At 66.7% G+C, this 22,242-nt stretch carries 24 protein-coding genes and 1 pseudogene; 9 read left to right on the forward strand and 16 right to left on the reverse strand.

Going from position 1 to position 22,242, the window contains the following annotated elements; genetic code table 11:
• Nucleotides 1-5 precede the first annotated feature (5 nt).
• The 3 genes from kdoO (at nt 6) to QFZ47_RS25115 (ending at nt 1,850) form a co-directional block, all read left to right on the forward strand.
• Nucleotides 6-875, forward strand: a complete 870-nt coding sequence (gene kdoO / locus QFZ47_RS25105; RefSeq protein ID WP_307658216.1) for a Kdo hydroxylase KdoO — start codon at nt 6-8, stop codon at nt 873-875.
• A 64-nt stretch (nt 876-939) separates the two neighbouring features.
• Nucleotides 940-1,416, forward strand: coding sequence for a transcription elongation factor GreA (gene greA, locus QFZ47_RS25110; protein WP_307658217.1), 477 nt, complete (start codon nt 940-942; stop codon nt 1,414-1,416).
• An 8-nt stretch (nt 1,417-1,424) separates the two neighbouring features.
• Nucleotides 1,425-1,850 carry a DUF4149 domain-containing protein gene (locus tag QFZ47_RS25115; RefSeq protein WP_307658218.1) on the forward strand — a complete coding sequence of 142 codons (426 nt, stop codon included), beginning with the start codon at nt 1,425-1,427 and terminating at the stop codon, nt 1,848-1,850.
• Between the two features lie 49 nt (nt 1,851-1,899).
• On the opposite strand, the gene QFZ47_RS25120 is transcribed toward QFZ47_RS25115, so the two are convergent.
• Both QFZ47_RS25120 and QFZ47_RS25125 read right to left on the reverse strand, forming a co-directional pair.
• Nucleotides 1,900-2,619, reverse strand: coding sequence for a glycosyltransferase (locus QFZ47_RS25120; RefSeq protein ID WP_307658219.1), 720 nt, complete (start codon nt 2,617-2,619; stop codon nt 1,900-1,902).
• Between the two features lie 41 nt (nt 2,620-2,660).
• The gene (locus QFZ47_RS25125) at nt 2,661-3,140 is read right to left on the reverse strand and encodes a YhbY family RNA-binding protein (RefSeq protein WP_307658220.1); all 480 of its coding nucleotides are present in this window, start codon (nt 3,138-3,140) and stop codon (nt 2,661-2,663) included.
• Here QFZ47_RS25125 and QFZ47_RS25130 point away from each other — a divergent pair.
• The 5 genes from QFZ47_RS25130 to QFZ47_RS25150 all read left to right on the forward strand — a co-directional run bounded on the left by QFZ47_RS25130 (nt 3,081) and on the right by QFZ47_RS25150 (nt 8,764).
• A complete protein-coding gene (locus QFZ47_RS25130) occupies nt 3,081-3,899 on the forward strand; it encodes an RlmE family RNA methyltransferase (protein ID WP_370880613.1) in 819 nt (272 codons plus the stop codon). The genes QFZ47_RS25125 and QFZ47_RS25130 overlap by 60 nt on opposite strands.
• A gap of 179 nt (nt 3,900-4,078) precedes the next feature.
• Nucleotides 4,079-5,995: an ATP-dependent zinc metalloprotease FtsH gene (ftsH, locus tag QFZ47_RS25135; RefSeq protein WP_307658222.1), complete on the forward strand. Its 1,917-nt coding sequence runs from the start codon at nt 4,079-4,081 to the stop codon at nt 5,993-5,995.
• 60 nt (nt 5,996-6,055) lie between these two features.
• The gene (gene folP, locus QFZ47_RS25140) at nt 6,056-6,916 is read left to right on the forward strand and encodes a dihydropteroate synthase (RefSeq protein WP_307658223.1); all 861 of its coding nucleotides are present in this window, start codon (nt 6,056-6,058) and stop codon (nt 6,914-6,916) included.
• Between the two features lie 28 nt (nt 6,917-6,944).
• Nucleotides 6,945-8,282 carry a phosphoglucosamine mutase gene (gene glmM / locus QFZ47_RS25145; protein WP_307658224.1) on the forward strand — a complete coding sequence of 446 codons (1,338 nt, stop codon included), beginning with the start codon at nt 6,945-6,947 and terminating at the stop codon, nt 8,280-8,282.
• A gap of 2 nt (nt 8,283-8,284) precedes the next feature.
• Nucleotides 8,285-8,764 carry a GNAT family N-acetyltransferase gene (locus QFZ47_RS25150; protein ID WP_307658225.1) on the forward strand — a complete coding sequence of 160 codons (480 nt, stop codon included), beginning with the start codon at nt 8,285-8,287 and terminating at the stop codon, nt 8,762-8,764.
• Between the two features lie 84 nt (nt 8,765-8,848).
• Here QFZ47_RS25150 and QFZ47_RS25155 read toward each other — a convergent pair whose 3' ends face one another.
• The 9 genes from QFZ47_RS25155 to lexA form a co-directional block, all read right to left on the reverse strand.
• The gene (locus tag QFZ47_RS25155) at nt 8,849-10,120 is read right to left on the reverse strand and encodes an acyl-CoA dehydrogenase family protein (RefSeq protein ID WP_307658226.1); all 1,272 of its coding nucleotides are present in this window, start codon (nt 10,118-10,120) and stop codon (nt 8,849-8,851) included.
• A gap of 31 nt (nt 10,121-10,151) precedes the next feature.
• Nucleotides 10,152-11,240 (reverse strand): phosphotransferase, encoded by a 1,089-nt coding sequence (locus QFZ47_RS25160; protein WP_307658227.1) that lies wholly within the window; start codon nt 11,238-11,240, stop codon nt 10,152-10,154.
• A gap of 1 nt (nt 11,241) precedes the next feature.
• Nucleotides 11,242-11,961 (reverse strand): Crp/Fnr family transcriptional regulator, encoded by a 720-nt coding sequence (locus tag QFZ47_RS25165; RefSeq protein WP_307658228.1) that lies wholly within the window; start codon nt 11,959-11,961, stop codon nt 11,242-11,244.
• Nucleotides 11,962-12,020: 59 nt separating this feature from the next.
• The gene (locus tag QFZ47_RS25170) at nt 12,021-12,800 is read right to left on the reverse strand and encodes an oxepin-CoA hydrolase, alternative type (RefSeq protein ID WP_307658229.1); all 780 of its coding nucleotides are present in this window, start codon (nt 12,798-12,800) and stop codon (nt 12,021-12,023) included.
• A 31-nt stretch (nt 12,801-12,831) separates the two neighbouring features.
• Complete coding sequence (locus QFZ47_RS25175) at nt 12,832-14,352, reverse strand: 3-hydroxyacyl-CoA dehydrogenase (RefSeq protein ID WP_307658230.1); 1,521 nt, start codon at nt 14,350-14,352, stop codon at nt 12,832-12,834.
• A gap of 135 nt (nt 14,353-14,487) precedes the next feature.
• The gene (locus tag QFZ47_RS25180; RefSeq protein ID WP_307658231.1) at nt 14,488-15,636 is read right to left on the reverse strand and encodes an MFS transporter; all 1,149 of its coding nucleotides are present in this window, start codon (nt 15,634-15,636) and stop codon (nt 14,488-14,490) included.
• Nucleotides 15,637-15,640: 4 nt separating this feature from the next.
• Nucleotides 15,641-16,648 (reverse strand): D-2-hydroxyacid dehydrogenase family protein, encoded by a 1,008-nt coding sequence (locus QFZ47_RS25185; protein ID WP_307658232.1) that lies wholly within the window; start codon nt 16,646-16,648, stop codon nt 15,641-15,643.
• A gap of 92 nt (nt 16,649-16,740) precedes the next feature.
• Nucleotides 16,741-17,106, reverse strand: coding sequence for a hypothetical protein (locus QFZ47_RS25190; protein ID WP_307658233.1), 366 nt, complete (start codon nt 17,104-17,106; stop codon nt 16,741-16,743).
• A gap of 138 nt (nt 17,107-17,244) precedes the next feature.
• Entirely contained in the window at nt 17,245-17,928 is a 684-nt protein-coding gene (lexA, locus tag QFZ47_RS25195) for a transcriptional repressor LexA (protein WP_307658234.1), read from the reverse strand.
• A 73-nt stretch (nt 17,929-18,001) separates the two neighbouring features.
• Between lexA and QFZ47_RS25200 the strand changes: the two genes are divergently transcribed.
• A complete protein-coding gene (locus QFZ47_RS25200; protein ID WP_307658235.1) occupies nt 18,002-18,991 on the forward strand; it encodes an asparaginase in 990 nt (329 codons plus the stop codon).
• A gap of 27 nt (nt 18,992-19,018) precedes the next feature.
• Here QFZ47_RS25200 and adk read toward each other — a convergent pair.
• From adk to QFZ47_RS25225, 5 genes and pseudogenes are all read right to left on the reverse strand, one after another.
• Nucleotides 19,019-19,677: pseudogene (adk, locus tag QFZ47_RS25205) on the reverse strand (adenylate kinase).
• A 135-nt stretch (nt 19,678-19,812) separates the two neighbouring features.
• Entirely contained in the window at nt 19,813-20,586 is a 774-nt protein-coding gene (kdsB, locus tag QFZ47_RS25210; protein WP_307658236.1) for a 3-deoxy-manno-octulosonate cytidylyltransferase, read from the reverse strand.
• Nucleotides 20,583-20,765 carry a Trm112 family protein gene (locus tag QFZ47_RS25215; RefSeq protein ID WP_013541700.1) on the reverse strand — a complete coding sequence of 61 codons (183 nt, stop codon included), beginning with the start codon at nt 20,763-20,765 and terminating at the stop codon, nt 20,583-20,585. Before QFZ47_RS25215 ends, kdsB begins: the two co-directional genes overlap by 4 nt.
• The gene (lpxK, locus tag QFZ47_RS25220) at nt 20,746-21,786 is read right to left on the reverse strand and encodes a tetraacyldisaccharide 4'-kinase (RefSeq protein WP_307658237.1); all 1,041 of its coding nucleotides are present in this window, start codon (nt 21,784-21,786) and stop codon (nt 20,746-20,748) included. Before lpxK ends, QFZ47_RS25215 begins: the two co-directional genes overlap by 20 nt.
• Nucleotides 21,787-22,212, reverse strand: coding sequence for an ExbD/TolR family protein (locus tag QFZ47_RS25225; protein WP_370880647.1), 426 nt, complete (start codon nt 22,210-22,212; stop codon nt 21,787-21,789).
• Between the last annotated feature and the right edge of the window lie 30 nt (nt 22,213-22,242).

The following is a 22,242-nucleotide window of genomic DNA, read 5'->3' on the forward strand; positions in this document are numbered from 1 at the left end:
CCATCATGGAAACGCAACTGGTCGAACTGGACCTGAGCGACTGGAACGCGGCCACGCCCAACGAAGCGTGGATCGCGGCGCTCGAAGCCGGCAAGGTGCTGTACTTTCCGCGCCTGGGCTTCGAGCTGCGGCCAGAAGAACGCAGTCTGCTGACGCCCAGCCTGCTGTCGCCCGACGTGCGCAACATCAGCCTCGATGCCAACGGCAAGCTCAAGGGCGTGGCCGGCGACGAGGCGGTGCTGCGTGCCGCTGCCGCGATGGTGGGGCGGTTCCGCGCGCAGGCGCAGCAGCTGATCCACGGTTTGCTGCCGCATTACGCACCGGCCTTGCGCCTGGCACCGACCAGCTACCGGCCGGCAAAGGTAGAGACGCGCGTGCAGTCCTGGCGCGCCGACGACCGGCGCCTGCATGTCGATGCCTTCCCGTCGCGGCCCAACTACGGCGAGCGCATCCTGCGCGTGTTCACCAACGTCAACCCCGAGGGCGCACCGCGCGTGTGGCGCGTGGGCGAGCCTTTCGAGGACATCGCCAGGCGCTTCCTGCCGCGTGCCAAGCCCTATGTGCGCTGGCAGGCCAAGCTGCTGCAGGCGCTGCACGTGACCAAGTCGTTTCGCAGCGAGTACGACCACCTGATGCTGCAGCTGCACGACGGCATGAAGTCGGACATGGCCTACCAGGAAAATTCGCCGCAGGAGAAGGCCGAGTTCCCGCCGGGTTCGGTGTGGGTGTGCTTCTCCGACCAGACCTCGCACGCCGTCATGGCGGGCCAGTACATGCTCGAGCAGACCCTTCATCTGCCCGCGGCTAAGCAATACAATCCGGGTTCGAGCCCGCTCGCCATCCTGAGCCGGCTGACCGGACGCACACTCGTCTGATCCTGTCCCCCAATCGACCGCCGAACGGCAGCGTTCGGCGGTTTCGCTTTATGGAGAACCAAACATGGCCACCATTCCAATTACCAAGCGCGGTGCCGAGAAGCTGCGTGCCGAACTGCATCAGCTCAAGACCGTGGACCGCCCCTGGGTCATCAATGCGATCTCTGAAGCCCGCGCGCAGGGCGACCTGAGCGAGAACGCCGAATACGAGGTCGCGAAGGACCGCCAGGGCTTCATCGAGGGCCGCATCCAGGAAGTCGAGAGCAAGCTTTCAGCTGCCCAGATCATCGATCCGACAGAACTCGACGCCGGCGGCAAGATTGTGTTCGGCTCCACGGTGGAACTCGAGGAAGAAGAGTCGGGCGAAGCCGTCAAATACCAGATCGTCGGCGAGGACGAAGCCGACCTGAAGCTGGGCCTGATCAACATCTCCAGCCCGATTGCGCGTGCGCTCATCGGCAAGGAAGAGGGCGACACCGCCGAGGTGCAGGCGCCGGGCGGCCTCAAGCGCTACGAGATCGTGGCCGTGCGCTACATCTGATCCACCGGATGAAAGACCGCCTCGCGCTGCTGCTGGCCGCCTTCTGGTGGGGCAGCCTCACGACGATCGGTTTCCTCGTGGTGCCGATGCTCTTCGCGAGACTCGGCAACCCCGCGGTGGCCGGCAATTTCGCGGGCCAGCTGTTCGAGGCGCAGAGCTGGATTGCCATTGGCTGCGGCCTGCTTCTCCTGGTTCACTTCAGGACGAAGATGGACCAGCGCATCGACAGCGCCTCGATGGCCGCCATCTTCCTGATCCTGGGTGCATTGCTGCTGGCGCTGCTGCAGCAATATGCCGTGGCGCCGCGCATTCTTGCGCGCGACAACCTCAAGCTGTGGCACGCCGTGGGAAGCGGCATGTACGTGGTTCAGTGGCTCTGTGCCGGTGCGCTGCTGTGGCGCATGGGCGGCGCCCGGGTGCCCGCCGCGGGCTGAATGCAGGTGGCGGCAGGACGGAGCTGCGCCGTCCCGGCCGCCGTCCCGATCATTCCTTCCAGAACCTGGTGATCCAGTTCGCCGGCCGGATGTAGCGGAAGGTCCGGTTGCGGCGGCCCGCCAGCGCGTCGGGCGGGTTGCATTCGCCATGGAACACCATGATGCGCGCGCCCTCCGGCACGAAGGGCTCTTCCCAGTAGTTGGCCGGCCACATCGGAATGCCGTGGTACTTGAAGCTCGGGCACCAGGCTGCAGGCCAGTAGCCCAGCTTGCCTTGCTTGTGCATCATGGCGGACAGGTAGGTCTGCTCGTTGCGGTACTCGGCCTGGACCTTGTCCATGTTGTCGCGGAAATACGCCAGGATGTCGGCATGGGCGCCCAGCTCGAAGCGGTAGACCGACGAATTTCCCGTGATCCGCTGGCGCCGCCAGGGGCGCGCGTAGTCGTGAATGATCAGGAACTCGCCGGGGTATTCGAAGAAGGCATCGAGGCTGCCGACCACGACCACGTCCACATCCAGGAACAGGGCCGTGCCGCGCAGGCCGTGCAGGTCCTTCTCGAAAGTGGTGAGCTTCTTCCACGCGCCGTCGCGCTGACCGGGCGCCAGCTGCAGGTTCAGCGGCGGGATCGGCAGGCATGTCACCTCGGGGCGGATCCCGGTGCCGTCGTCTGTCAGGCACACGAACTTGAAGTCGCCGCTGAGATTGCGGCGCACCATCGCGTAGAGGCGGTTGACGTATTCGGGGCCGTATTTCGTGCCCCACTTCATGCAGAGAATGTGGCGCTGCGCGCCTTGCGCTGGCACCAAGTTCAGTCTGCCTGGTTGCGCTTCTTGGCCGAGAGCGGCCGCTTCGCCTTGGCGCGCTTGATGGTGCCGCCGGGCGTGAGCCGCTGGTTGCCGAGCACGCGCAGGGTCTTGATCTCGGGGCGCTGGCCGCCGCGCTTGCTGTACTTCAGGATCTTGACGTCGCGCGGGCCGGGCATGCGGTCTTCATCGACCACGCGCTCTTTCTCGGGCTTGGGGCGCCACAGCACCAGCAGCTTGCCGATGTGCTGGATGGGCGCGGCGTCGAGCTCGTCGGCGAGCTCTTGCAGCATGGCATCGCGGGCCACGCGGTCGTCGGAGAAGACGCGGATCTTGATCAGGCCGTGGGCCTTGAGCGCCGCGTCGGCTTCTTTTTTCACGGCAGGGGTGAGCCCGTCTCCACCGACCATGACGATCGGATCCAGATGGTGAGCTTCGGCGCGGTGCACCTTGCGCTCGGCAGGGGTAAGTTGAATGGCGGGCATCCCCGTATTATCGAGGGTAGAAAGCAACCTCTCGAACCGCCGGGCCGCTTCCAAGGCGAATACCGCAACGCGAAGCACGAGAGGCTATCCATGAGCACCAAGGCAAAGAGCAAAAAAGTCAACAAGGCGTGGCTGCACGACCACATCAACGATCCGTACGTGAAACTGGCCGCGCGGGAGGGGTATCGCGCCCGCGCCGCCTACAAGCTCAAGGAAATCGACGAGTCGCTCGGGCTGGTCAAGCCGGGCCAGTTGGTGGTCGACCTGGGTTCCACCCCCGGAGCCTGGAGCCAGTACCTGCGCCGACGCATGTCGCCCGCGGGCGCCGCGGCCGGCGAGTTGAACGGCACCATCATCGCGCTGGACATCCTGCCGATGGAGCCCATCGAGGGCGTGACCTTTCTGCAGGGCGATTTCCGCGAGACGGAACTGCTGGAGCAGGTGCTGGGTGCAATGGCCGGCCGGAAGGCCGACCTGGTGGTTTCCGACATGGCGCCCAACCTGTCGGGCATCCATTCGGCCGATGCGGCCCGCGTGGCGCACCTGATCGAGCTTGCAATCGACTTCGCCCGGCACCATCTGAAGCCCGAAGGAGCCTTGGTGGCCAAGCTTTTTCATGGCGGCGGCTATGACGAACTGGTGAAGCTGTTCAAGGCGAATTTCCGCACCGTGAAGCCGTTCAAACCCAAGGCTTCGCGCGACAAATCGTCCGAAACTTTTCTTGTCGGCATGGGTCTGAAGGCTCAGGAAACGCTTTGATACCTTGAGGCCAGCCCCCGGGAAAGCGCGCCTATGGGGCGCAAACCCTTGTCAAGCTATGGCTGCTTTAGGGAAATGCCCGCTTTTCGCAGCTTGAAAAGCCTAAAATGGGGCGCAATTGCGTATCCATAGCGCGTTCTTTTCACAATCTTGTCACGCGCTTTCGACTGGAGCTTCGTTTGAACAATCAGTGGTTTTCCAAAGTTGCCGTATGGCTCGTCATTGCCATGGTGTTGTTCACTGTGTTCAAGCAGTTCGACACCCGCGGCGGCGTCGGTTCAGGGACGGTGAGTTATTCGGAGTTCCTGGATCAGGTCCGAAACAACCAGATCAAGAGCGCCGTCATTCCCGAAGGCGCCGGCGGCGGAGAAATCGTGGCCGTCACCAATGAGGATCGCAAGATCCGTACAACCGCCACCGTGCTCGACCGCGGCCTGGTGGGCGACCTGATCGATCACAACGTCAAGTTCGACGTCAAGCCACGCGAAGAGGGCTCGCTCCTCATGACGCTGCTGGTGAGCTGGGGGCCGATGCTGCTGCTGATTGGCGTCTGGATCTACTTCATGCGGCAGATGCAGGGCGGCGGCAAAGGCGGGGCGTTCAGCTTCGGCAAGAGCAAGGCCCGCATGATGGACGAGAACAACAACACGGTCACTTTCGCCGACGTCGCGGGCTGCGACGAGGCCAAGGAAGAAGTCCGTGAAGTGGTCGACTTCCTGAAAGACCCGCAGCGCTTCCAGAAGCTCGGCGGCCGCATTCCGCGCGGCCTGCTGCTGGTCGGCCCGCCGGGTACCGGCAAGACCTTGCTGGCCAAGTCGATTGCCGGCGAAGCCAAGGTTCCGTTCTTCTCGATTTCGGGTTCCGACTTCGTCGAAATGTTCGTCGGTGTGGGCGCGGCCCGCGTGCGCGACATGTTCGAGAACGCCAAGAAAAACGCCCCCTGCATCATCTTCATCGACGAAATCGATGCGGTGGGCCGCCAGCGCGGCGCCGGCCTGGGTGGCGGCAACGACGAGCGCGAACAGACCCTGAACCAGATGCTGGTCGAGATGGACGGCTTCGAAACCAACCTGGGCGTGATCGTGGTGGCTGCCACCAACCGCCCCGACATCCTGGACGCCGCGCTGCTGCGCCCCGGCCGCTTCGACCGCCAGGTGTATGTGACGCTGCCCGACATCCGCGGCCGCGAGCAGATCCTGGGCGTGCACATGCGCAAGGTGCCGCTCGGCCAGGACGTGAACCCGAGCGTCATCGCGCGCGGCACGCCCGGCATGTCCGGCGCCGACCTGGCCAACCTCTGCAACGAGGCCGCCCTGATGGCCGCACGCCGCAATGCGCGCGTGGTCGAGATGCAGGACTTCGAGAAGGCCAAGGACAAGATCTTCATGGGCCCCGAGCGCAAGAGCATGGTCATGCCCGAGGAAGAGCGCCGCAACACGGCCTACCACGAGTCCGGCCACGCGCTCATCGGCAAGCTGCTGCCCAAGTGCGACCCGGTCCACAAGGTCACCATCATTCCGCGAGGCCGAGCCCTGGGCGTGACCATGAGCCTGCCGGCGCAGGACCGCTACAGCTATGACCGCGAATACATGCTGAACCAGATCAGCATGCTGTTCGGCGGCCGTATCGCCGAAGAAGTGTTCATGCACCAGATGACCACCGGCGCCAGCAACGACTTCGAGCGCGCGACTTCCATTGCCCGCGACATGGTCACGCGCTACGGCATGACCGATGCGCTGGGCCCGATGGTCTACGCCGAGAACGAAGGCGAAGTGTTCCTCGGCCGCTCGGTCACCAAGACCACCAACATGAGCGAGCAGACCATGGAAAAGGTCGATGCCGAAGTGCGCCGCATCATCGACGAGCAGTACGCGCAGGCGCGCCGCCTGATCGAGGAAAACAGCGACAAGATGCACGCCATGGCCAAGGCCCTGCTCGAATGGGAAACCATCGACACGGAACAGCTCGACGACATCATGGCCGGCCGCGCACCGCGTCCGCCCAAGGACTGGACGCCGCGCATTCCGCCGTCGGGCAGTGGCGGCAGCGGCGGCACGCCGGCAGTCAATCCGGATCCGGCACCCACAGTTGCCTGAAGTGCATCCGGTGTTCAACACCAACGGGGCCATGGGCCCCGTTTTCGATGAAGGTGCCGCATGACGATGGCTCCCGCAACGGTCTGGCAGGCCGGCCGTTTTGCAATCGATCTCGCGCAGCCGCGCGTGATGGGCATCGTCAACGTCACCCCCGATTCCTTCTCCGACGGCGGGGCGCATGCCTCGACCGAGGCCGCGCTGCGGCATTGCGAGCAGTTGCTGAAGGAGGGGGCCGACATCCTCGACATCGGCGGCGAATCGACCCGCCCCGGCAGCCCGGCCGTGCCGCTCGATGCCGAACTGGCGCGCGTGCTGCCGGTGGTCCGGGAAGCTGTGAAGCTCAACGTGCCGCTGTCCGTCGATACCTACAAGCCGGAAGTCATGCGCGCGGTGCTCGAGCTGGGTGCCGACATCGTCAACGACGTCTGGGCGCTGCGGCAGCCTGGGGCGCGCGAGGCGGTGGCGGCGCACCCTTCCTGTGGCGTCTGCCTGATGCACATGCATCGGGATCCGCAGACTATGCAGACGGCGCCCATGCAGGGCGATGTGGTGCCCGAGGTGCTGTCGTTCTGGGTCGAGCAGGTGGCGCAGCTTCGCGCGCTGAAGATCGATCCATCGCGAATCACGCTGGACCCGGGCATCGGGTTCGGCAAGACCGTGGCGCAGAATTTTGCGCTGCTGGCGCGCCAGCGCGAACTGCTCGGGGCCGGCTATCCGCTGCTGCTGGGCTGGTCGCGCAAGTCGTCGATCGGCACGGTCAGCGGCATTCCAGCGGCCGCCGAGCGCCTGGTGCCCAGCGTGACGGCCGCGGTGCTGGCCGTGGACCGCGGCGCGGCCGTCGTGCGGGTGCACGATGTGCGCGACACCGTGGCGGCCATCGCCGTGTGGCGCGCCATGAAGGCCGAAGAGACACATTCATAAATAACAAGTCGACAACAAGAACGAATCCATGACCCGCAAATACTTTGGCACCGACGGCATCCGCGGCACGGTCGGCCAGTCGCCCATCACACCCGATTTCGTGCTGCGCCTCGCACATGCCGTGGGCCGCGTGCTCAAGAAGAGCGAGGCGCGCCCCACGGTGCTGATCGGCAAGGACACCCGCATCTCGGGCTACATGCTCGAGTCCGCACTCGAGTCGGGTTTCAATTCCGCCGGGGTCGATGTGGTGCTGCTGGGGCCGCTGCCGACACCCGGCGTGGCGTACCTCACGCGCGCCCAGCGCGCGAGCCTGGGCGTGGTGATCAGCGCCAGCCACAACGCCTATCCGGACAACGGCATCAAGTTCTTCAGCGCGCAGGGAACCAAGCTGGACGATGAATGGGAGCTTGCGGTGGAAGCTGCGCTCGAGGAGGCGCCTGTGTGGGCAACCTCCGCCGAACTCGGCAAGGCACGCCGCCTCAACGATGCGCCGGGCCGCTACATCGAGTTCTGCAAGAGCACATTCGCCAACGACCTGACGCTGCGCGGCATGAAGCTCGTGGTCGATGCGGCCCACGGCGCGGCCTACCAGGTGGCGCCGAACGTGTTCCACGAATTGGGCGCCGAGGTCAGCAGCATCGGCTGCGCACCCGACGGCCTCAACATCAACAAGGGCTTCGGCGCGACCCATCCGGCCGCGCTGGTCGAAGCCGTCACTGCGCAGAAGGCCGACTACGGCATTGCGCTCGACGGCGACGCCGACCGCCTGCAACTCATCGATGCCAGCGGACGGCTGTTCAATGGCGACGAGCTGCTCTACCTGATGGTGGCCGAACGCATCGCGCGCGGCGACAGGCCCGCGGGCGTGGTAGGCACGCTCATGACCAACAAGGCCATCGAGGTGGCGCTGCGCGGGCAGGGCATCGAGCTCGTGCGTGCCAAGGTGGGCGACCGCTACGTGCTCGAGGAACTCGAAAAGCGCGGCTGGCTCCTGGGCGGCGAAGGTTCGGGCCATCTGCTGGTGCTCGACCGCCACACCACGGGGGACGGCATCGTAAGCGCGCTGCAGGTGCTGCAGGCCTGCGTGCGCAGCGGCAAGACGGTGGCGCAGCTGCTCGCGGAGATCACGCTGTTTCCGCAGGTCCTGATCAACGTCCGACTGACGCCGGGGCAGGACTGGAAGAACAACGATGCGCTGGCCGGCGAAACGCAGCGCATCGAAGCCGAGCTCGGCGACAGCGGCCGCGTACTGATTCGCGCGAGCGGCACCGAACCGCTGGTGCGCGTGATGGTCGAGGCGCGCGATGCGAAGCAGGCCGAGTCTTGCGCGAAGCGGCTTGCCGCAACCCTGGAACCCTCGCGGTAACGATGATCGAAGTCGTCCTGGCGGACTACCGCAACTCCGCGCACGCAGCCGCGCTGGTCGACCTGCTCGACGCCTACGCACGCGATCCCGCTGGCGGTGGCACGCCGCTCGAAGCGGGCGTGCGCGCCGGCCTGCCCGGGGCACTAGCCGCGCGGCCGCAAGCCTTCAGCGTGCTGGCCTACGACGGGCAAACGCCTGTGGGCCTGGTCAATTGCATCGAAGGTTTCTCGACCTTCGCCTGCAGGCCGCTGGTCAATGTGCACGATGTGGTCGTGCTGCCCAGCCATCGCGGCCAGCGCATCGCGCAGCGCATGTTTGCGCGGGTGGAGCAGGAGGCCCGCGCACGGGGTGCCTGCAAGCTCACGCTCGAGGTGTTGTCGGGCAATGCGCCGGCACTGCGCAGCTACGAGCGCGAGGGGTTTATCAGCTATCAGCTCGATCCGGTGTTCGGGCACGCGGTGTTTCTGCAGAAGAAGCTCTGACCGAAAGTAAAAAGGGCCGGGGCGAATCGATCGCCGTCGGCCCTCACCCCAGCCCTCTCCCGAAGGGAGAGGGGGCAAGACAGATCAGAAGCGCGTGACGGGCATGTCGGCATCGCCCTTGTTCGGCGAATACTTGCCCAGCTCCCACTTGGCGATCGCGTTGCGGTGCACTTCGTCCGGACCGTCCGCAAAGCGCAGCGTGCGGGCACCGGCGTAGGCATAGGCCAGCGGGAAATCGTCGCACATGCCACCACCGCCATGCGCCTGCATGGCCCAGTCGATCACCTGGCAGGCCATGCTCGGCGCCACCACCTTGATCATCGCGATCTCGTTCTTGGCGACCTTGTTGCCGGCCACGTCCATCAGCCATGCGGCCTTGAGCGTGAGCAGGCGCGCCATGTCGATCTTGCAGCGCGCTTCGGCAATGCGTTCCTGCGTGACGGTCTGCGAAGCGACCGTCTTGCCGAAGGCCACGCGCGAGGAGGCGCGCCTGCACATCAGTTCGAGTGCGCGCTCGGCCAGGCCGATCAGGCGCATGCAATGGTGGATGCGTCCGGGGCCAAGGCGACCCTGGGCGATTTCGAAGCCGCGGCCTTCGCCGAGCAGCATGTTGTCGACCGGCACGCGCACGTTTTCGAAGTACATCTCGACGTGGCCGTGCGGCGCGTCGTCGTAGCCCATCACATTGAGGGGGCGCACGATGCGAATGCCCTTGGCGTCGGCCGGCACGATGATCATGCTCTGCTGCGAATGCCTGGGCGCATCGGGGTCGCTCTTGCCCATGGTGATGAAGACGGCGCAGCGCGGATCGGCGGCGCCCGAGATCCACCATTTGCGGCCGTTGATCACGTACTCGTCGCCCTGGCGCTCGATGCGGGTCGAGATGTTGGTGGCGTCGCTGGAAGCCACGTCGGGTTCGGTCATGGCGAAGGCCGAACGGATCTGGCCTTCGAGCAGCGGCTTGAGCCAGCGTGCCTTGATGGCTTCGGAGCCGTAGCGGGCAATGGTCTCCATGTTGCCGGTGTCCGGCGCCGAGCAGTTGAAGGCTTCCGAAGCCCACGGCACGCGGCCCATGATCTCGGCCAGCGGCGCATATTCCTGGTTGGTGAGGCCGGCGCCTTCGTAGCCCGATGCGGCCGCGCTGTCGACCGGCAGGAACAGGTTCCACAGGCCCTGGGCTTTGGCTTTTTCCTTGAGCTTCTCGACGGTCTTGAGCGCGGTCCAGCGCTTGCCTGCGGCCGTGTTGGCGGCCAGCTCGGCGGAATACTCGGCTTCGGCCGGATAGATGTGCGCGTCCATGAATGCGCTCACGCGCTTCTGGAGCTCCTTGGTTTTTGCCGAGTATTCGAAGTCCATCTTCTGTCTCCTGGTGGGGGTGTGGGGGCGGTTATGCCTTTTGGGCAAACTGCCAGGCCATTTCGGCCATGGGGCGCGCGCCGCGGCCCGAGGCCACGGCTTGCTCGCTCGATGCGGTGCCTGCCTCGACCCGCTTGGCAATGCCCTGCAGGATCGCGGCCATGCGGAACAGGTTGTAAGCCTGGTAGAAGTTCCAGTCGGGCGCCAGCGCCTCGGGCGTGGTGAGCCCGGTGCGTTCGCAGTACCTGCGGATGTATTCGCTCTCGGTCGGAATGCCCAGGCTCCTGTGGTCCAGCCCGCCGATGCCGCGGAAGGACGCGCCGGAGATGTGCCACGACATGCAGTGGTAGCTGAAGTCGGCCAGCGGATGGCCGAGCGTGGACAGTTCCCAGTCGAGCACGGCAATCGCGCGCGGCTCGGTGGCATGGAACATGAGGTTGTCGAGCCGGAAGTCGCCGTGCACGACGGACACCATCTTCTCGTCGCGCGCGCTTTGCGGCATGTGCGCCGGCAGCCATTCCATGAGCCTGTCCATCTCGGGGATGGGCTGCGTGATGGAGGCCACGTACTGCTTGCTCCAGCGGCCGATCTGGCGCTCGAAGTAATTGCCGGGCTTGCCGTAGTCCGCGAGGCCGCGCTCGGCGAACTTCACGGTATGCAGCGCCGCGATGACGCGGTTCATCTCGTCGTAGATGGCCGTGCGCTGGTCATTGCTCATGCCGGGCAGGGCCTGGTCCCACAGCACGCGGCCCTGCATGAACTCCATCACATAGAAAGCGCGGCCGATCACGGCTTCGTCCTCGCACAGGCAGTGCATGCGCGGCACGGGCACGTCGGTGCCGGCCAGGCCGCTCATGACCTTGAATTCGCGCTCCACGGCATGGGCCGACGGCAGCAGCTTGGCAACCGGACCGGGCTTGGCACGCATCACGTAGCTCTGCGTCGGCGTGACGAGCTTGTAGGTCGGGTTGGATTGCCCGCCCTTGAACATCTCGACCGTCAGCGGGCCCTTGAAACCGTCGAGGTTCTGCGCGAGCCAGGCGGCGAGCGCTTCGACGTCGAAGGCATGCTGCTGCGAGACCGCGCGGGTGCCGATGAAGTTGGAGAAGTCCTGGCTCATGTCAATGATCTGCTTCCGAGACGCGCATCAACGCTGCGCGATCCAGTACGACCAGGCCGCCCGGCTCGATCCGGATGGTGCCCTCGCGTTCCATGGTCTTGAGTTCCTGGTTGACGCGCTGGCGCGACGCGCCGAGCAGCTGGGCGAGTTCTTCCTGCGCGAGCTGCAGGCCGATGCGCATCTGGCTGCCGTCTTCCAGGTTGGGCACGCCGTAGCTGCGCACCAGGTGGATGAGCTGCTTGGCCAAGCGTGCGCGCAAGGGCAGGGTGTTGAGATCTTCCACCAGCCCGAACAGCGTGCGGATGCGGCGCGCCTGCAGCCGCATCAGCGCCTCGTACAGCTCCACGTGCGCGGCCAGGATCTTCTGGAAGTCGGCCCGCGCCACGCAAAGCATCGTGGTGTCCCCATGCGCATAGGCATCGTGCGTGCGGCGGTCCCCGTCGAACATGGCCACGTCGCCAAACCAGATGCCCGGCTCCACGTAGGTCAGCGTCACCTGCTTGCCCGAGACGGCCGTCGAACTGACGCGCACCGCGCCCTTGGCGCAGGCGATCCAGTGGTCGGGAGGGTCGCCGCGGGCGGCGATCAGGTCGCCGTCCTTGAAGCGTTTGACGAAAGCACATCGGAGAATGTCGTGCCGTAGCGATGGAGAAAGAGAAGAAAACCAGCGACCACTGTTGATCGCTTCACGTTCTTCGATGGTAAGAATGGGGTCGTCCATTGGTCTGTCCTGTCGGCGACTGAAAAACTGGAGGGTGTCGCAGGAGCGACGGCGTGCCGCTACTCGTAGTGCGGTGGTTTCTTCTCGATGAACGCGGCAATGCCGATGCCGGCATTCGGGTGGTGCAGGTTGCGCACGAAGTGGTCGCGCTCCTGCGAGAGCTGCGATGCGAACGTGGCGCCGGGCGCTTCGCTGAGCAGCTCCTTGATGCTGGCCAGCGAATTGGGCGCGCGCTCATTGAGCCGGGTCGCCAGCGCCAGGGCGCTTGCAAGCGCCTGGCCGTGCTCGCTCAGTTCATTGACCAGCCCGAGCGCATGCAGCCGCGGCGCGCCGATGCGCTCGCCGCACATCAGCCACTCGCTGGCCAGCTGGCGCGGCAATGCCCGCCCCAGTTGCCAGCTCAGGCCGCCATCAGGCGAGAGCGCCACGTTGCTGTACGACGCTGCAAAGATCGCGTCGCGCGCGGCCACCACGAAATCGCAGGCCAGGGCCAGCGAGAAGCCGGCGCCTGCGGCCGCGCCTTCGACCGCCGCGATGATGGGCTTGGGAAAGGCGCGGATCGAGTCGATCCAGTTGTGCAGGCCCTCGATGCTTTCGGCCTGCACCGAAGGGTCGCGCTGCCGGTTGTCGGACAGCCGCTGCAGCGAGCCGCCGGCGCAGAACCATGCGCCTTCGCCCACGATGACGACACTACGGATCTCGTCGCTGCTCTCGGCGCCGTTGAGCGCTTCGATGCCCGCGGCGTAGATTTCGGGGCCCAGTGCATTGCGCTGGGTCGGGTTGGCGATCGTCAGCACCATGGTGCGTCCCTCGCTGGTGCTCTTCAGTTCGGCGGTCATCGCTGTGATGCTTTCGTTGGTGTTTGTCTGCTTATTCTTCTTCGTGCAGCAGGCTCAGGCCGATCGCGCCGCGGCGGCGCAGCCAGGGGCTGGGGCGGTAGCGCGGATCGCCATAGACGGTCTGCAGGTTGAACAGCACTTCGAGCATGTTGGTCGGGCCATACAGGTTGCCCATGGCCAGCGGGCCGCGCGGATAGCCCAGGCCCAGCTGGACCGCGGTTTCGAGGTCGGCCGGCGAGCAGACGCGCTGCTGGCACATGTCGGCGGCAATGTTCACGATGGTGCCGATCACGCGCTGCGTCACGAAGCCGCCGCTGTCGCGGATCACGCTCACGGCCTTTCCATCGCGCGCGAAGAGCGCGTGCGCCGCATCGCGGATGTCGCGCCGCGTGGCGGGGTTGGTGGCGAGCACGCGGCGCTTGGTGGCGGCATCGTCGATCAGCATGTCGATGCCCACGGTGCGCGTGGCGTCCAGCCGCTCGACCGCGGCCACCGTGGTCACGTCGAAGCCCAGCGGCGCCACCAGGATCAGCGACGTGGGCGCCGCCGTGGCGCCGCTGTCGATCTGGGCGCCCAGCGCATTCACCAGCCGCAGCAGGTCGGCCCGGCGCGCGGCGCGGGGCGAGACCCAGACCGAAGGCATCGCCATTGCCACTGGCGCCGCCGGCTCGGGCGTGTGCTGCATCACGCCGTCGTTGTAGCGGTAGAAGCCTTCATTGGTCTTGCGGCCCAGCACACCGGCGGCAAGCCGCTGGGCGGTGATCACGCTGGGCCGGAAGCGCGGCTCCTCGTAGTACTGGTGGTAGATCGACTCCATCACCGGATGCGATACGTCGAGCGCGGTCAGGTCCATCAGCTCGAAAGGGCCCAGCCGAAACCCGGCCTGATCCTTCAGGATGCGGTCGATGGTGGCGAAATCGGCCACGCCTTCGCCGACGATGCGCAGTGCTTCCGTGCCATAGCCGCGGCCCGCATGGTTGACGATGAAGCCCGGCGTGTCCTGCGCCTGCACGGCGCTGTGGCCCATCTGCACCGCATAGCCTGCCAGCTGCTTGCAGACCTCGGCCGAAGTCCTGAAGCCGGCCACTACTTCGACCACCTTCATCAGCGGCACCGGGTTGAAGAAGTGAAAGCCCGCCACGCGCTCCGGATGCGCGAGCCCGGCCGCAATGGCCGTGACCGACAGCGACGAGGTGTTGGTGGCGAGCGTGGCCGTGGGCGCGACAACCGTTTCGAGTTCGCGGAACAGCTTGCGCTTGACCTCGAGGTCCTCGACCACCGCTTCGATCACCAGGTCGCACTGGGCCAGCGCCCCGACCGAGTCGACCGCCTTCACGCGGGCGATTTGCGCATCGCGTGCCGCGGCGTCGATCTTGCCCTTCTCGTGCAGCTTGTTCCATTGGGCCATCAGAGCTTCGCGCCCGCGCTCGGCGGCACCTGCAAAACTGTCGAGCAGCAGCACTTCGCTGCCTGCCTGGGCCGCGATCTGTGCGATGCCTCGGCCCATGGCGCCGGCGCCGACAACGCCGATCCGGGTGTAGTTGACTGTCATTTGAAAAAAGATCTTCGCTGGTTGGTGGGTGTCCGGGGCCGCTTGCAGGCGCCGGGCCCGGAGTTTGCGCAGCCTTCGATTTTGCAGCCATCGGCCGCAGGGCCATGCCGGGTTTTACGCGGGGCCGCCGCGCCGTCAGGCCGGCCGGCGGCTGCGATCGATGGCCACGCTCAGGCCGATGGCCGCGAGCAGCAGGGCAAAACCGGCCCAGTTCATCCACGGCACGGCGTCGCTGGCGAGCAGCCATCCACCCAGCCCGGCACCCACCGCCTGGCCGACATAGATGCCCGAACTGTTCAGCGCCACCGAGCCCGGCGCCAGCGCAGGAGCGAGGCCGACCAGCCGCGCCTGCTGCGCCGAGTTGGTCGCAAAGCAGCCCAGGCCCCAGGGCACGAGCACCACCGCCAGCCACGGCAGCGTGCGGGCCCATGGCCAGAGAAAGAGGCTCAGCGCGATCAGCGAACTCGTCAGCAGCACCATGCGGCCCGCGCCTACCCGGTCGATGAACCGGCTCACGAGCATGTTGCCCGCGAGGCCGAAGATTCCGAACAGGGCCCACATCAGGCTCAGCATGGTGGGATCTGCGCCGAAGTCACGCTTCAGGATCGGGCCGAAATAGCTGAACAGCACGAATTGGCCGGCTCCCTGGAGCGCGGTGACCGAGACGATGCCCATCAGCACCGGGCTGCGCAGCACGCGCGCCCAGGCGGCCGCCGTCAGCGCCGCGGGACGGATCCCTTGCGGCAGGGTCAGCCAGATCGATGCCGCGCTGGCGATGCCGAGCAGCGCGATCGCCCCGAAAGCCATGCGCCAGCCCAGATGCCCGCCCACGAGCGCACCGATGGGCAGCCCGAGCACCGAGGCCAGCGACCAGCCGAGAAAGACGAAGGTCACGGCACGCCCGCGATGCTCCGGCGGAACCAGCAGGCCGGCGCAGGCCGCGGCCTGGGGCGTGAAGATGGCAGGCGCGATCACCGTGAGCATGCGTACCGGCAGCAGGGCGCCGAAACTCGGCATCAGCGCGGCAATGGCATGCCCGGCGGCGTACCAGAGGAGGGTGAGGGCGAGCAGCTGGCGTCGGTCCCAGCCCGCGACCGCGGCTGCCAGCAGCGGCGCGCCCAGGCACATCACAGCCGCGGCGGCCGTGATCAGCTGGCCCGCTGTCGCAACGGAGACAGAAAGCGATGCGCTGATTTCATTGAGCGTGCCGGGCACCACCATCACGCCCGTGCCGATCACGAAATTGCCGGCCAGCAGGGCCCACAGCGCGCCCCGGCGGCTCATGGAATCACCGGCGAACCTGCAGCGCGCCGGGGTTCACGATGTTGGTGGGATTGCCCTTGATGAAGCTCACGACATTGTCGAAAGCCTGGCCGAAATAGCTTTCGTAGCTGTCCTGCTCTACATAGCCGATGTGCGGCGTGCAGATGCAGTTTTCCAGCCGCAGCAGCGCATGGCCCTGCAGCGGCGGTTCGCTCTCGAACACGTCGACGGCCGCCAGCCCGGGCCGGCCACGGTTGAGCGCGGCGAGCAGGGCATCGGACTCGATCAGTTCGGCACGGGAAGTGTTGACGAAGAGCGCCGTCGGCTTCATGCGCGAAAGATCCTCGAGCTTGACCAGGCCAGCGGTTTCCTCGTTGAGCCGCAAGTGCACCGACAGCACATCGGCCGCGGCGAAGAACTCGTGGCGGTTCTGCGCCACCTGGAAGCCGTCGGACCGGGCCTTGGCACAGCTTGCCTCGCGCCCCCAGATCACGACCTGCATGCCAAAGGCCTGCCCGTAGCGCGCCACCAGTTGCCCGATGCGGCCGTAGCCCCAGATGCAGAGTGTCTTGCCCTTGAGCACTGAACCCAACCCGAAATTGGCCGGCATGGACGCCGACTTGAGCCCCGACTGCTGCCACGCCCCGTGCTTGAGATTGCTGATGTACTGCGGCAGGCGGCGCATGGCCGCCATGATCAGCGCCCAGGTCAGCTCGGCAGGCGCCTGGGGCGAGCCGGTGCCCTCGGCCACCGCCACGCCACGCTCGGTGCAGGCCGTGACGTCGATGTGGCCGCCCACGCGTCCCGTCTGCGAAATGAGCTTGAGCTTGGGAAGCTTTTCGATCAGCTGGCGCGAAACATGGGTGCGCTCGCGGATCAGCACGATCACGTCGGCATCCTTCAACCGAACCGAGAGTTGGCCGATGCCCTTGACCGTGTTGGTGTAGACCTTGGCCGCGTACGCGTCCAGCTTGGCGGCGCAGTGCAGCTTGCGCACGGCGTCCTGGTAATCGTCGAGGATCACAATGTTCATGGCGTGCCATTGTGCCTCGCAGCATTGGCATGACGCGCGTGTGAACGTTTGGATACCCACCCCGGCCAACGGTCACCGGGGGTTGCACGGACTCAGTGCAGCTGCGTGGAGCGGGGCGCGGCGCTGAGTGTTTCCATCGCCTCGAGTGCCGCCAAGCGGTCGAGCTCGGCGCAGACATCGGCCATGCGGCCCGAAATCACCATCCGGTTGGTGCTGCGTTTTCCGCCCTGGGGGCCGTCGACGACACGAATGACGCGCAGCGGCCGCACCGGTGCCGCCTCGGGCGTGGCCGCGCCGTGGACCCGGGCCGTGCAGGCCGGCCGGACCGCAACGTAGCGCAGCCCCGCGGATGCGCTGCCGGCATCTCGGCGACGCGGGCGGCGCGCCGGCAGCAGCCGGCTTGCAAGCGATTGCAGCGGCATCCACAAATCAACGATGGCGAGGAGGGCGATTCCCATGTGAACTCCAAAAAAGTCTGAGGTTGAACACAGGCAGGATTTCTTTGAATGGACGCAACAGGGTGATGGCGACAAAGCGCCATACGCCCGCCACCTGTTGCGGCCGAATGGGATGCTGCTTTCAGCAGGCCGCGCGGCCTACATCAGCATGGTGTTGCGGATGAGGCCCACCGCCAGGCCTTCGATCTCGAAGGGCTCGCCGGGCTGGACCACGATGGTCGGGTAGTCGGGGTTTTCGGCATGCAGCTCGATGACCTGCTTGTTGCGCTTCAGGCGCTTGACCGTGACTTCGTCGCCGAGGCGGGCCACCACGATCTGGCCGTTGCGCGCCTCCTTGGTGGCCTGGACCGCGAGCAGATCGCCGTCCATGATGCCGGCGTCGCGCATGGACATGCCACGCACCTTGAGCAGGTAGTCGGGCTGGTGCTGGAACAGTGTGTTCTCGACGTAATAGGTCTGGTCGACGTGTTCCTGCGCGAGGATGGGCGAACCCGCCGCCACGCGGCCGATGAGGGGCAGCGCGAGCTGCGACATGCCGGGCAGCGAGAGAGAGAACTGGCCGCCTTCCCGGTGGCGCGACTCGTTGAGTGAACGCAGCGCGTCGCCCTTGAGCCGGATGCCGCGCGAGGTGCCGCTGACAAGCTCGATCACGCCCTTGCGGGCCAGGGCCTGCAGGTGCTCCTCGGCGGCATTGGCCGACTTGAAGCCCAGTTCGTTGGCGATTTCGGCCCGCGTGGGCGGAGCGCCGGTACGGGCGATGGCACTCTGGATCAAGTCCAGGATCTGCTGCTGGCGGGCGGTAAGCTTCACGGCGAACTGCATATGTGGTTCCTTGCGGCACTGGCTGAATATCCAGTACCTGTATTTTTAACCAGTTTTTAAAAGTTGGCAACCCATGGTTAATTCCCTTTCGCCCAGCCTGCGGCGCGTCGTGGTCCTGGGCACCGGCGGCACCATCGCGGGCCGGGCCGCCAGCGGCGCCGACAACATCGGCTACACCGCAGGAGAAGTGGGAGTGGCGGATCTGCTCGGCGGCATCGACGCGCCCGAAGGCCTGGCGCTCGTCGCGGAGCAGGTGGCGCAACTCGACAGCAAGGACATGGCATTCGACGTCTGGCTGCAGCTCGCCCGGCGATGCGCCTTCTGGCTGGCCGAGGCCGACGTGGCGGGCGTGGTGATCACGCACGGCACCGACACGATCGAGGAGACGGCATTCTTTCTCCAGGCAGTGCTTGCACCGGGCAAGCCGGTGGTGCTGACCTGCGCCATGCGCCCGGCCAGCTCGCTCTCGCCCGACGGCCCGCAGAACGTGCGCGACGCCATCGCCGTCGCGGCCACGCCGGCGGCACACGGCGTGACGGTGGTCTGTGCGGGCGCCATCCACGGTGCGCTGGATGTGCAGAAGGTGCACACCTATCGCCCGGATGCGTTCTCATCGGGCGATGCCGGGCCGGTCGGCTATGTTGAAGAGGGCGCGGTGCGGCGCCTGCGTGATTGGCCGCAGCCGGTGGGCATGGTCCCGAAGATTCCTGAAGCGAAGGCGGGCGCGGCGATGCGCTGGCCCCGGGTCGAGATCGTCACCAGCCATGCGGGCGCAAGCGGCGCCCTCGTCGACCTGCTGTTGCAGGAACGGGGATCGGGCGTTGCCGAGCCGATCCGCGGGCTGGTCCTGGCTGCGACCGGCAATGGCACGGTGCACCACGCGCTCGAGGCTGCCGCCGTGCGCGCGCAGGACGCCGGCGTGGCGGTGTTGCGCGCCACCCGCTGCGCGAGCGGGCGCATCCTGCCAAGGCCCGACGATCGGCTGCGGGACGCCGGTGCGCTGACGCCCGTCAAGGCACGCATCGCGCTGATGCTGGAACTGCTCGAAACGGCGGCCACCTGAGCGGCGGCCGCATGCAGCGGATGAAGTTCAGCTGCTGAGGGCCGCGAGCGCACGCTGCGTGATTTCGTCGACACTGCCGACGCCCTTGATGGCGCGCGGTACTTCGGCGCCGAGGCCGGATCGGCCTTGGCCCAGGCCGAGTAGTAGTCGACCAGTGGACGGGTCTGCTGGCTGTAGACCTCGAGCCGCTTGCGCACGGTTTCTTCCTCGTCGTCCTTGCGCTGGATCAGGTCTTCGCCCGTGACGTCGTCCTTGCCTTCCACCTTGGGCGGATTGAACTTGACGTGGTATATGCGGCCCGACGCGGGATGCGAGCGCCGGCCGCTCATGCGTTCGATGATGTCGCTGAACGGCACGTCGATTTCGAGCACGTAGTCGAGCTTGACGCCGGCCGCCTTCATGGCGTCGGCCTGCGGAATGGTTCGCGGGAAGCCGTCGAACAGGAAGCCATCGGCGCAATCGGGCTGCGCGATGCGTTCCTTCACGAGGTTGATGATCAGGTCGTCGCTCACGAGACCGCCCGATTCCATGACGGCCTTGGCCTGCTGCCCGAGCGGCGTGCCGGCCTTGACGGCGGCGCGCAGCATGTCGCCGGTCGAAATTTGAGGAATGCCGTACTTCTGGCAAATGAAGGCTGCTTGCGTGCCTTTGCCCGCCCCGGGCGCGCCCAGCAAAATTAGTCTCATGGTGTCCTCGGACGGTTCTTCGATTTTGTGTCGCGCCAAGCGTCAGCCCAGGAGCAGAGCAAGGCGGAATTGCGTCGAGGATAGCATGCGAGAGCGTGAGGAAATTCCGCCGCCGCCCTCGGTGCGGCGCACTTTTCAGCTTGCCGGGCCGGCCGCGAAGAACGCGCGCACGCGCTCGAGGTCTTCCGGGGTATCGATGCCGGGCCCCGGAGCGGCCTGGCTCACGTGCACCGCAATGCGATGCCCATGCCAGAGTGCGCGCAGCTGTTCGAGCGCCTCGGTGGCCTCGACGGGCGCCGGCGGCAACAAGGGAAAGCTGCGAACGAAACTGGCGCGGTAGCCGTAGATGCCGATGTGCCGCAGCGGCGCCGGGACGGGCAGCACGGATGGTGGTGCACCGTTGGCGGACCCGTCGCGCCACCATGGAACAGGCGCGCGGCTGAAGTACAGCGCGTTGTCCCGCGCGTCGAGCACCACCTTCACGACGTTCGGGTTCAGGAAATCGTCGAGCGAGTCGATCTCGTGGGCCGCCGTGCTCATGGCGGCTTCCGGGTGCGTGGCCAGGGCGGAGGCCACAGCGTCGATGAGCGCGGGATCGATCAGCGGTTCGTCGCCCTGCACGTTGACGATGATGTCGTCGCCGTCCAGATCCAGTTGCTCGCAGGCTTCCGCAAGGCGGTCGGAGCCGCTGGGGTGGTCCTGGCGAGTCAGGATGGCTTCCACGCCATGCGTTCTGCATGCAGCGACGATGGTCGCGTCGTCCCCGGCCACCACCACGCGCACGGCCGCAGATTGGCTTGCCCGCCGGGCCACGCGCACCACCATGGGCAGGCCGGCGATGTCAGCCAGCGGTTTGTTGGGCAGCCGCGTCGAAGCCAGGCGAGCCGGCACCAGGACGGTAAAGCTCACAGCCCCAGCTCTTCGTCGGACAGCGTGCGGGCTTCGTTCTCGAGCAGCACGGGGATTCCATCGCGCACCGGGTAGGCCAGGCGTGCGCTGCGCGAGCAGAGTTCCTGCTTCTCGGCGTTCCAGGTCAGCGGGCCCTTGGTCACGGGGCAGACGAGCAGTTCAAGCAGCTTGGTATCCATCGAGCGATGATAGCTTTGCGTCGAGCGCAGCGAAGAATTCTCGCGAGGGTGCGAAGTCCAGCGGCACTGCAAGCGCGTCGGGGGCCTTGGGCCACAGCTTGACGGCATCTTTTTCGGTGCAGACGAGGCGCTGTCCGGTGTGGGCGGGAGGCTGCCAGCCGTCGAAATCGCAGTGGTCCGGCAGGGCGATGGTTTCGGAAAGCGTCAGCCCGCGCGCTCGCAGCATGTCGAAGAACGCTTCGGGCCGTGCAATGGCCGCCAGCGCGATCACCGGTTCGCCGGCGAGAGCATCGAGCGGCGTGCGTTTGCCGTCGCTCGCCACGGCGTCCTGCGCCAGCGCGCGGGTGGCGGTGTAGCCACCCTCGAAGGCGGGGTGCTCTCCGCTGTGAAGCACCAGGTCGCACGGGCGCGGCCAGCGCTCGCGCAGCGGGCCCGCGGGCAGCTGCCAGCCGTTGCCCACGCCGCGGTCGTCGAACACGCAGATCTCGATGTCGCGCGCAAGCGCCAGGTGCTGCAGCCCGTCGTCGCTCACGATGATCTGCGTGTCCGGGTGCCGTGCGAGCAGGGCGCGCGCGGCTTCGATGCGGCGTTGCGCCACGAACACGGGCGCGCCGGTGGCACGGCGAATCAGGAGCGGTTCATCGCCGACATCCCGGGCGTTGCTTTCGTGCTGCACTTCGCGGCAGTCGCCGGTGCGCCGGCCGTAGCCGCGCGACACCACGCCGGCGCGCAGGCCGCGGGCCTGCAGGTGCCGGACCACCGCCATCACAACCGGGGTCTTGCCGGCGCCGCCGGCAATCACGTTGCCGACCACGATCACCGGCACCCGGACGCGTTCGGTCGTGCGCCATCCTTTCCGGTAGAGCCAGCGCCGCAGCCCGAAGAGCGCCGCGTAGACCAGAGACAGGGGCCACAGCAGGCAGGCCAGCACGCCGCGGTGCAGCCAGGCACGCTGCAGCCGCGAGGCCGGCGCTGTGATCGAGCCGGTTGTGCCGGTGGTGCTGCGGCCCTGCGACGGCACTCAGTGCCCTGCTTGCGCCGTCGACTGGGCTGCGAAAGTGATCTGCACCAGGCCCACGCGGCGCGCGGCTTCCATCACCGTGATCACGGCCTGGTGCGGGCTGCTGGCGTCGGCGCTGATGACGACCACGCTGTCCTTGCCGCCGGTGGCTGCCGAGCCGAGCGCGGCGGCCACGGTGTCCACGTTGCGGTCCGCCACGGGCTTCTTGTTGATCGAATAGCGGCCGTCGGCGGACACCGCAACGATCACTTCCTTGGGATAGTCGCGCTGCGAATCGACGTCGGCCGTCGGCAGCCGAAGCTGCATTTCGGTGAACTTGCTGTAGGTGGTCGACAGCATCAGGAAGATCAGGATGACCAGCAGCACGTCGATGAACGGGATCAGGTTGATCTCGGGCTCATCGCGCGCCCCATGGCGAAACTGCATGCGGCCGCGGGTCATGGCGAGCCTCCGCCG

Origin of the sequence: Variovorax paradoxus (assembly GCF_030815975.1) — a bacterium.
Lineage (GTDB): Bacteria > Pseudomonadota > Gammaproteobacteria > Burkholderiales > Burkholderiaceae_C > Variovorax > Variovorax paradoxus_N.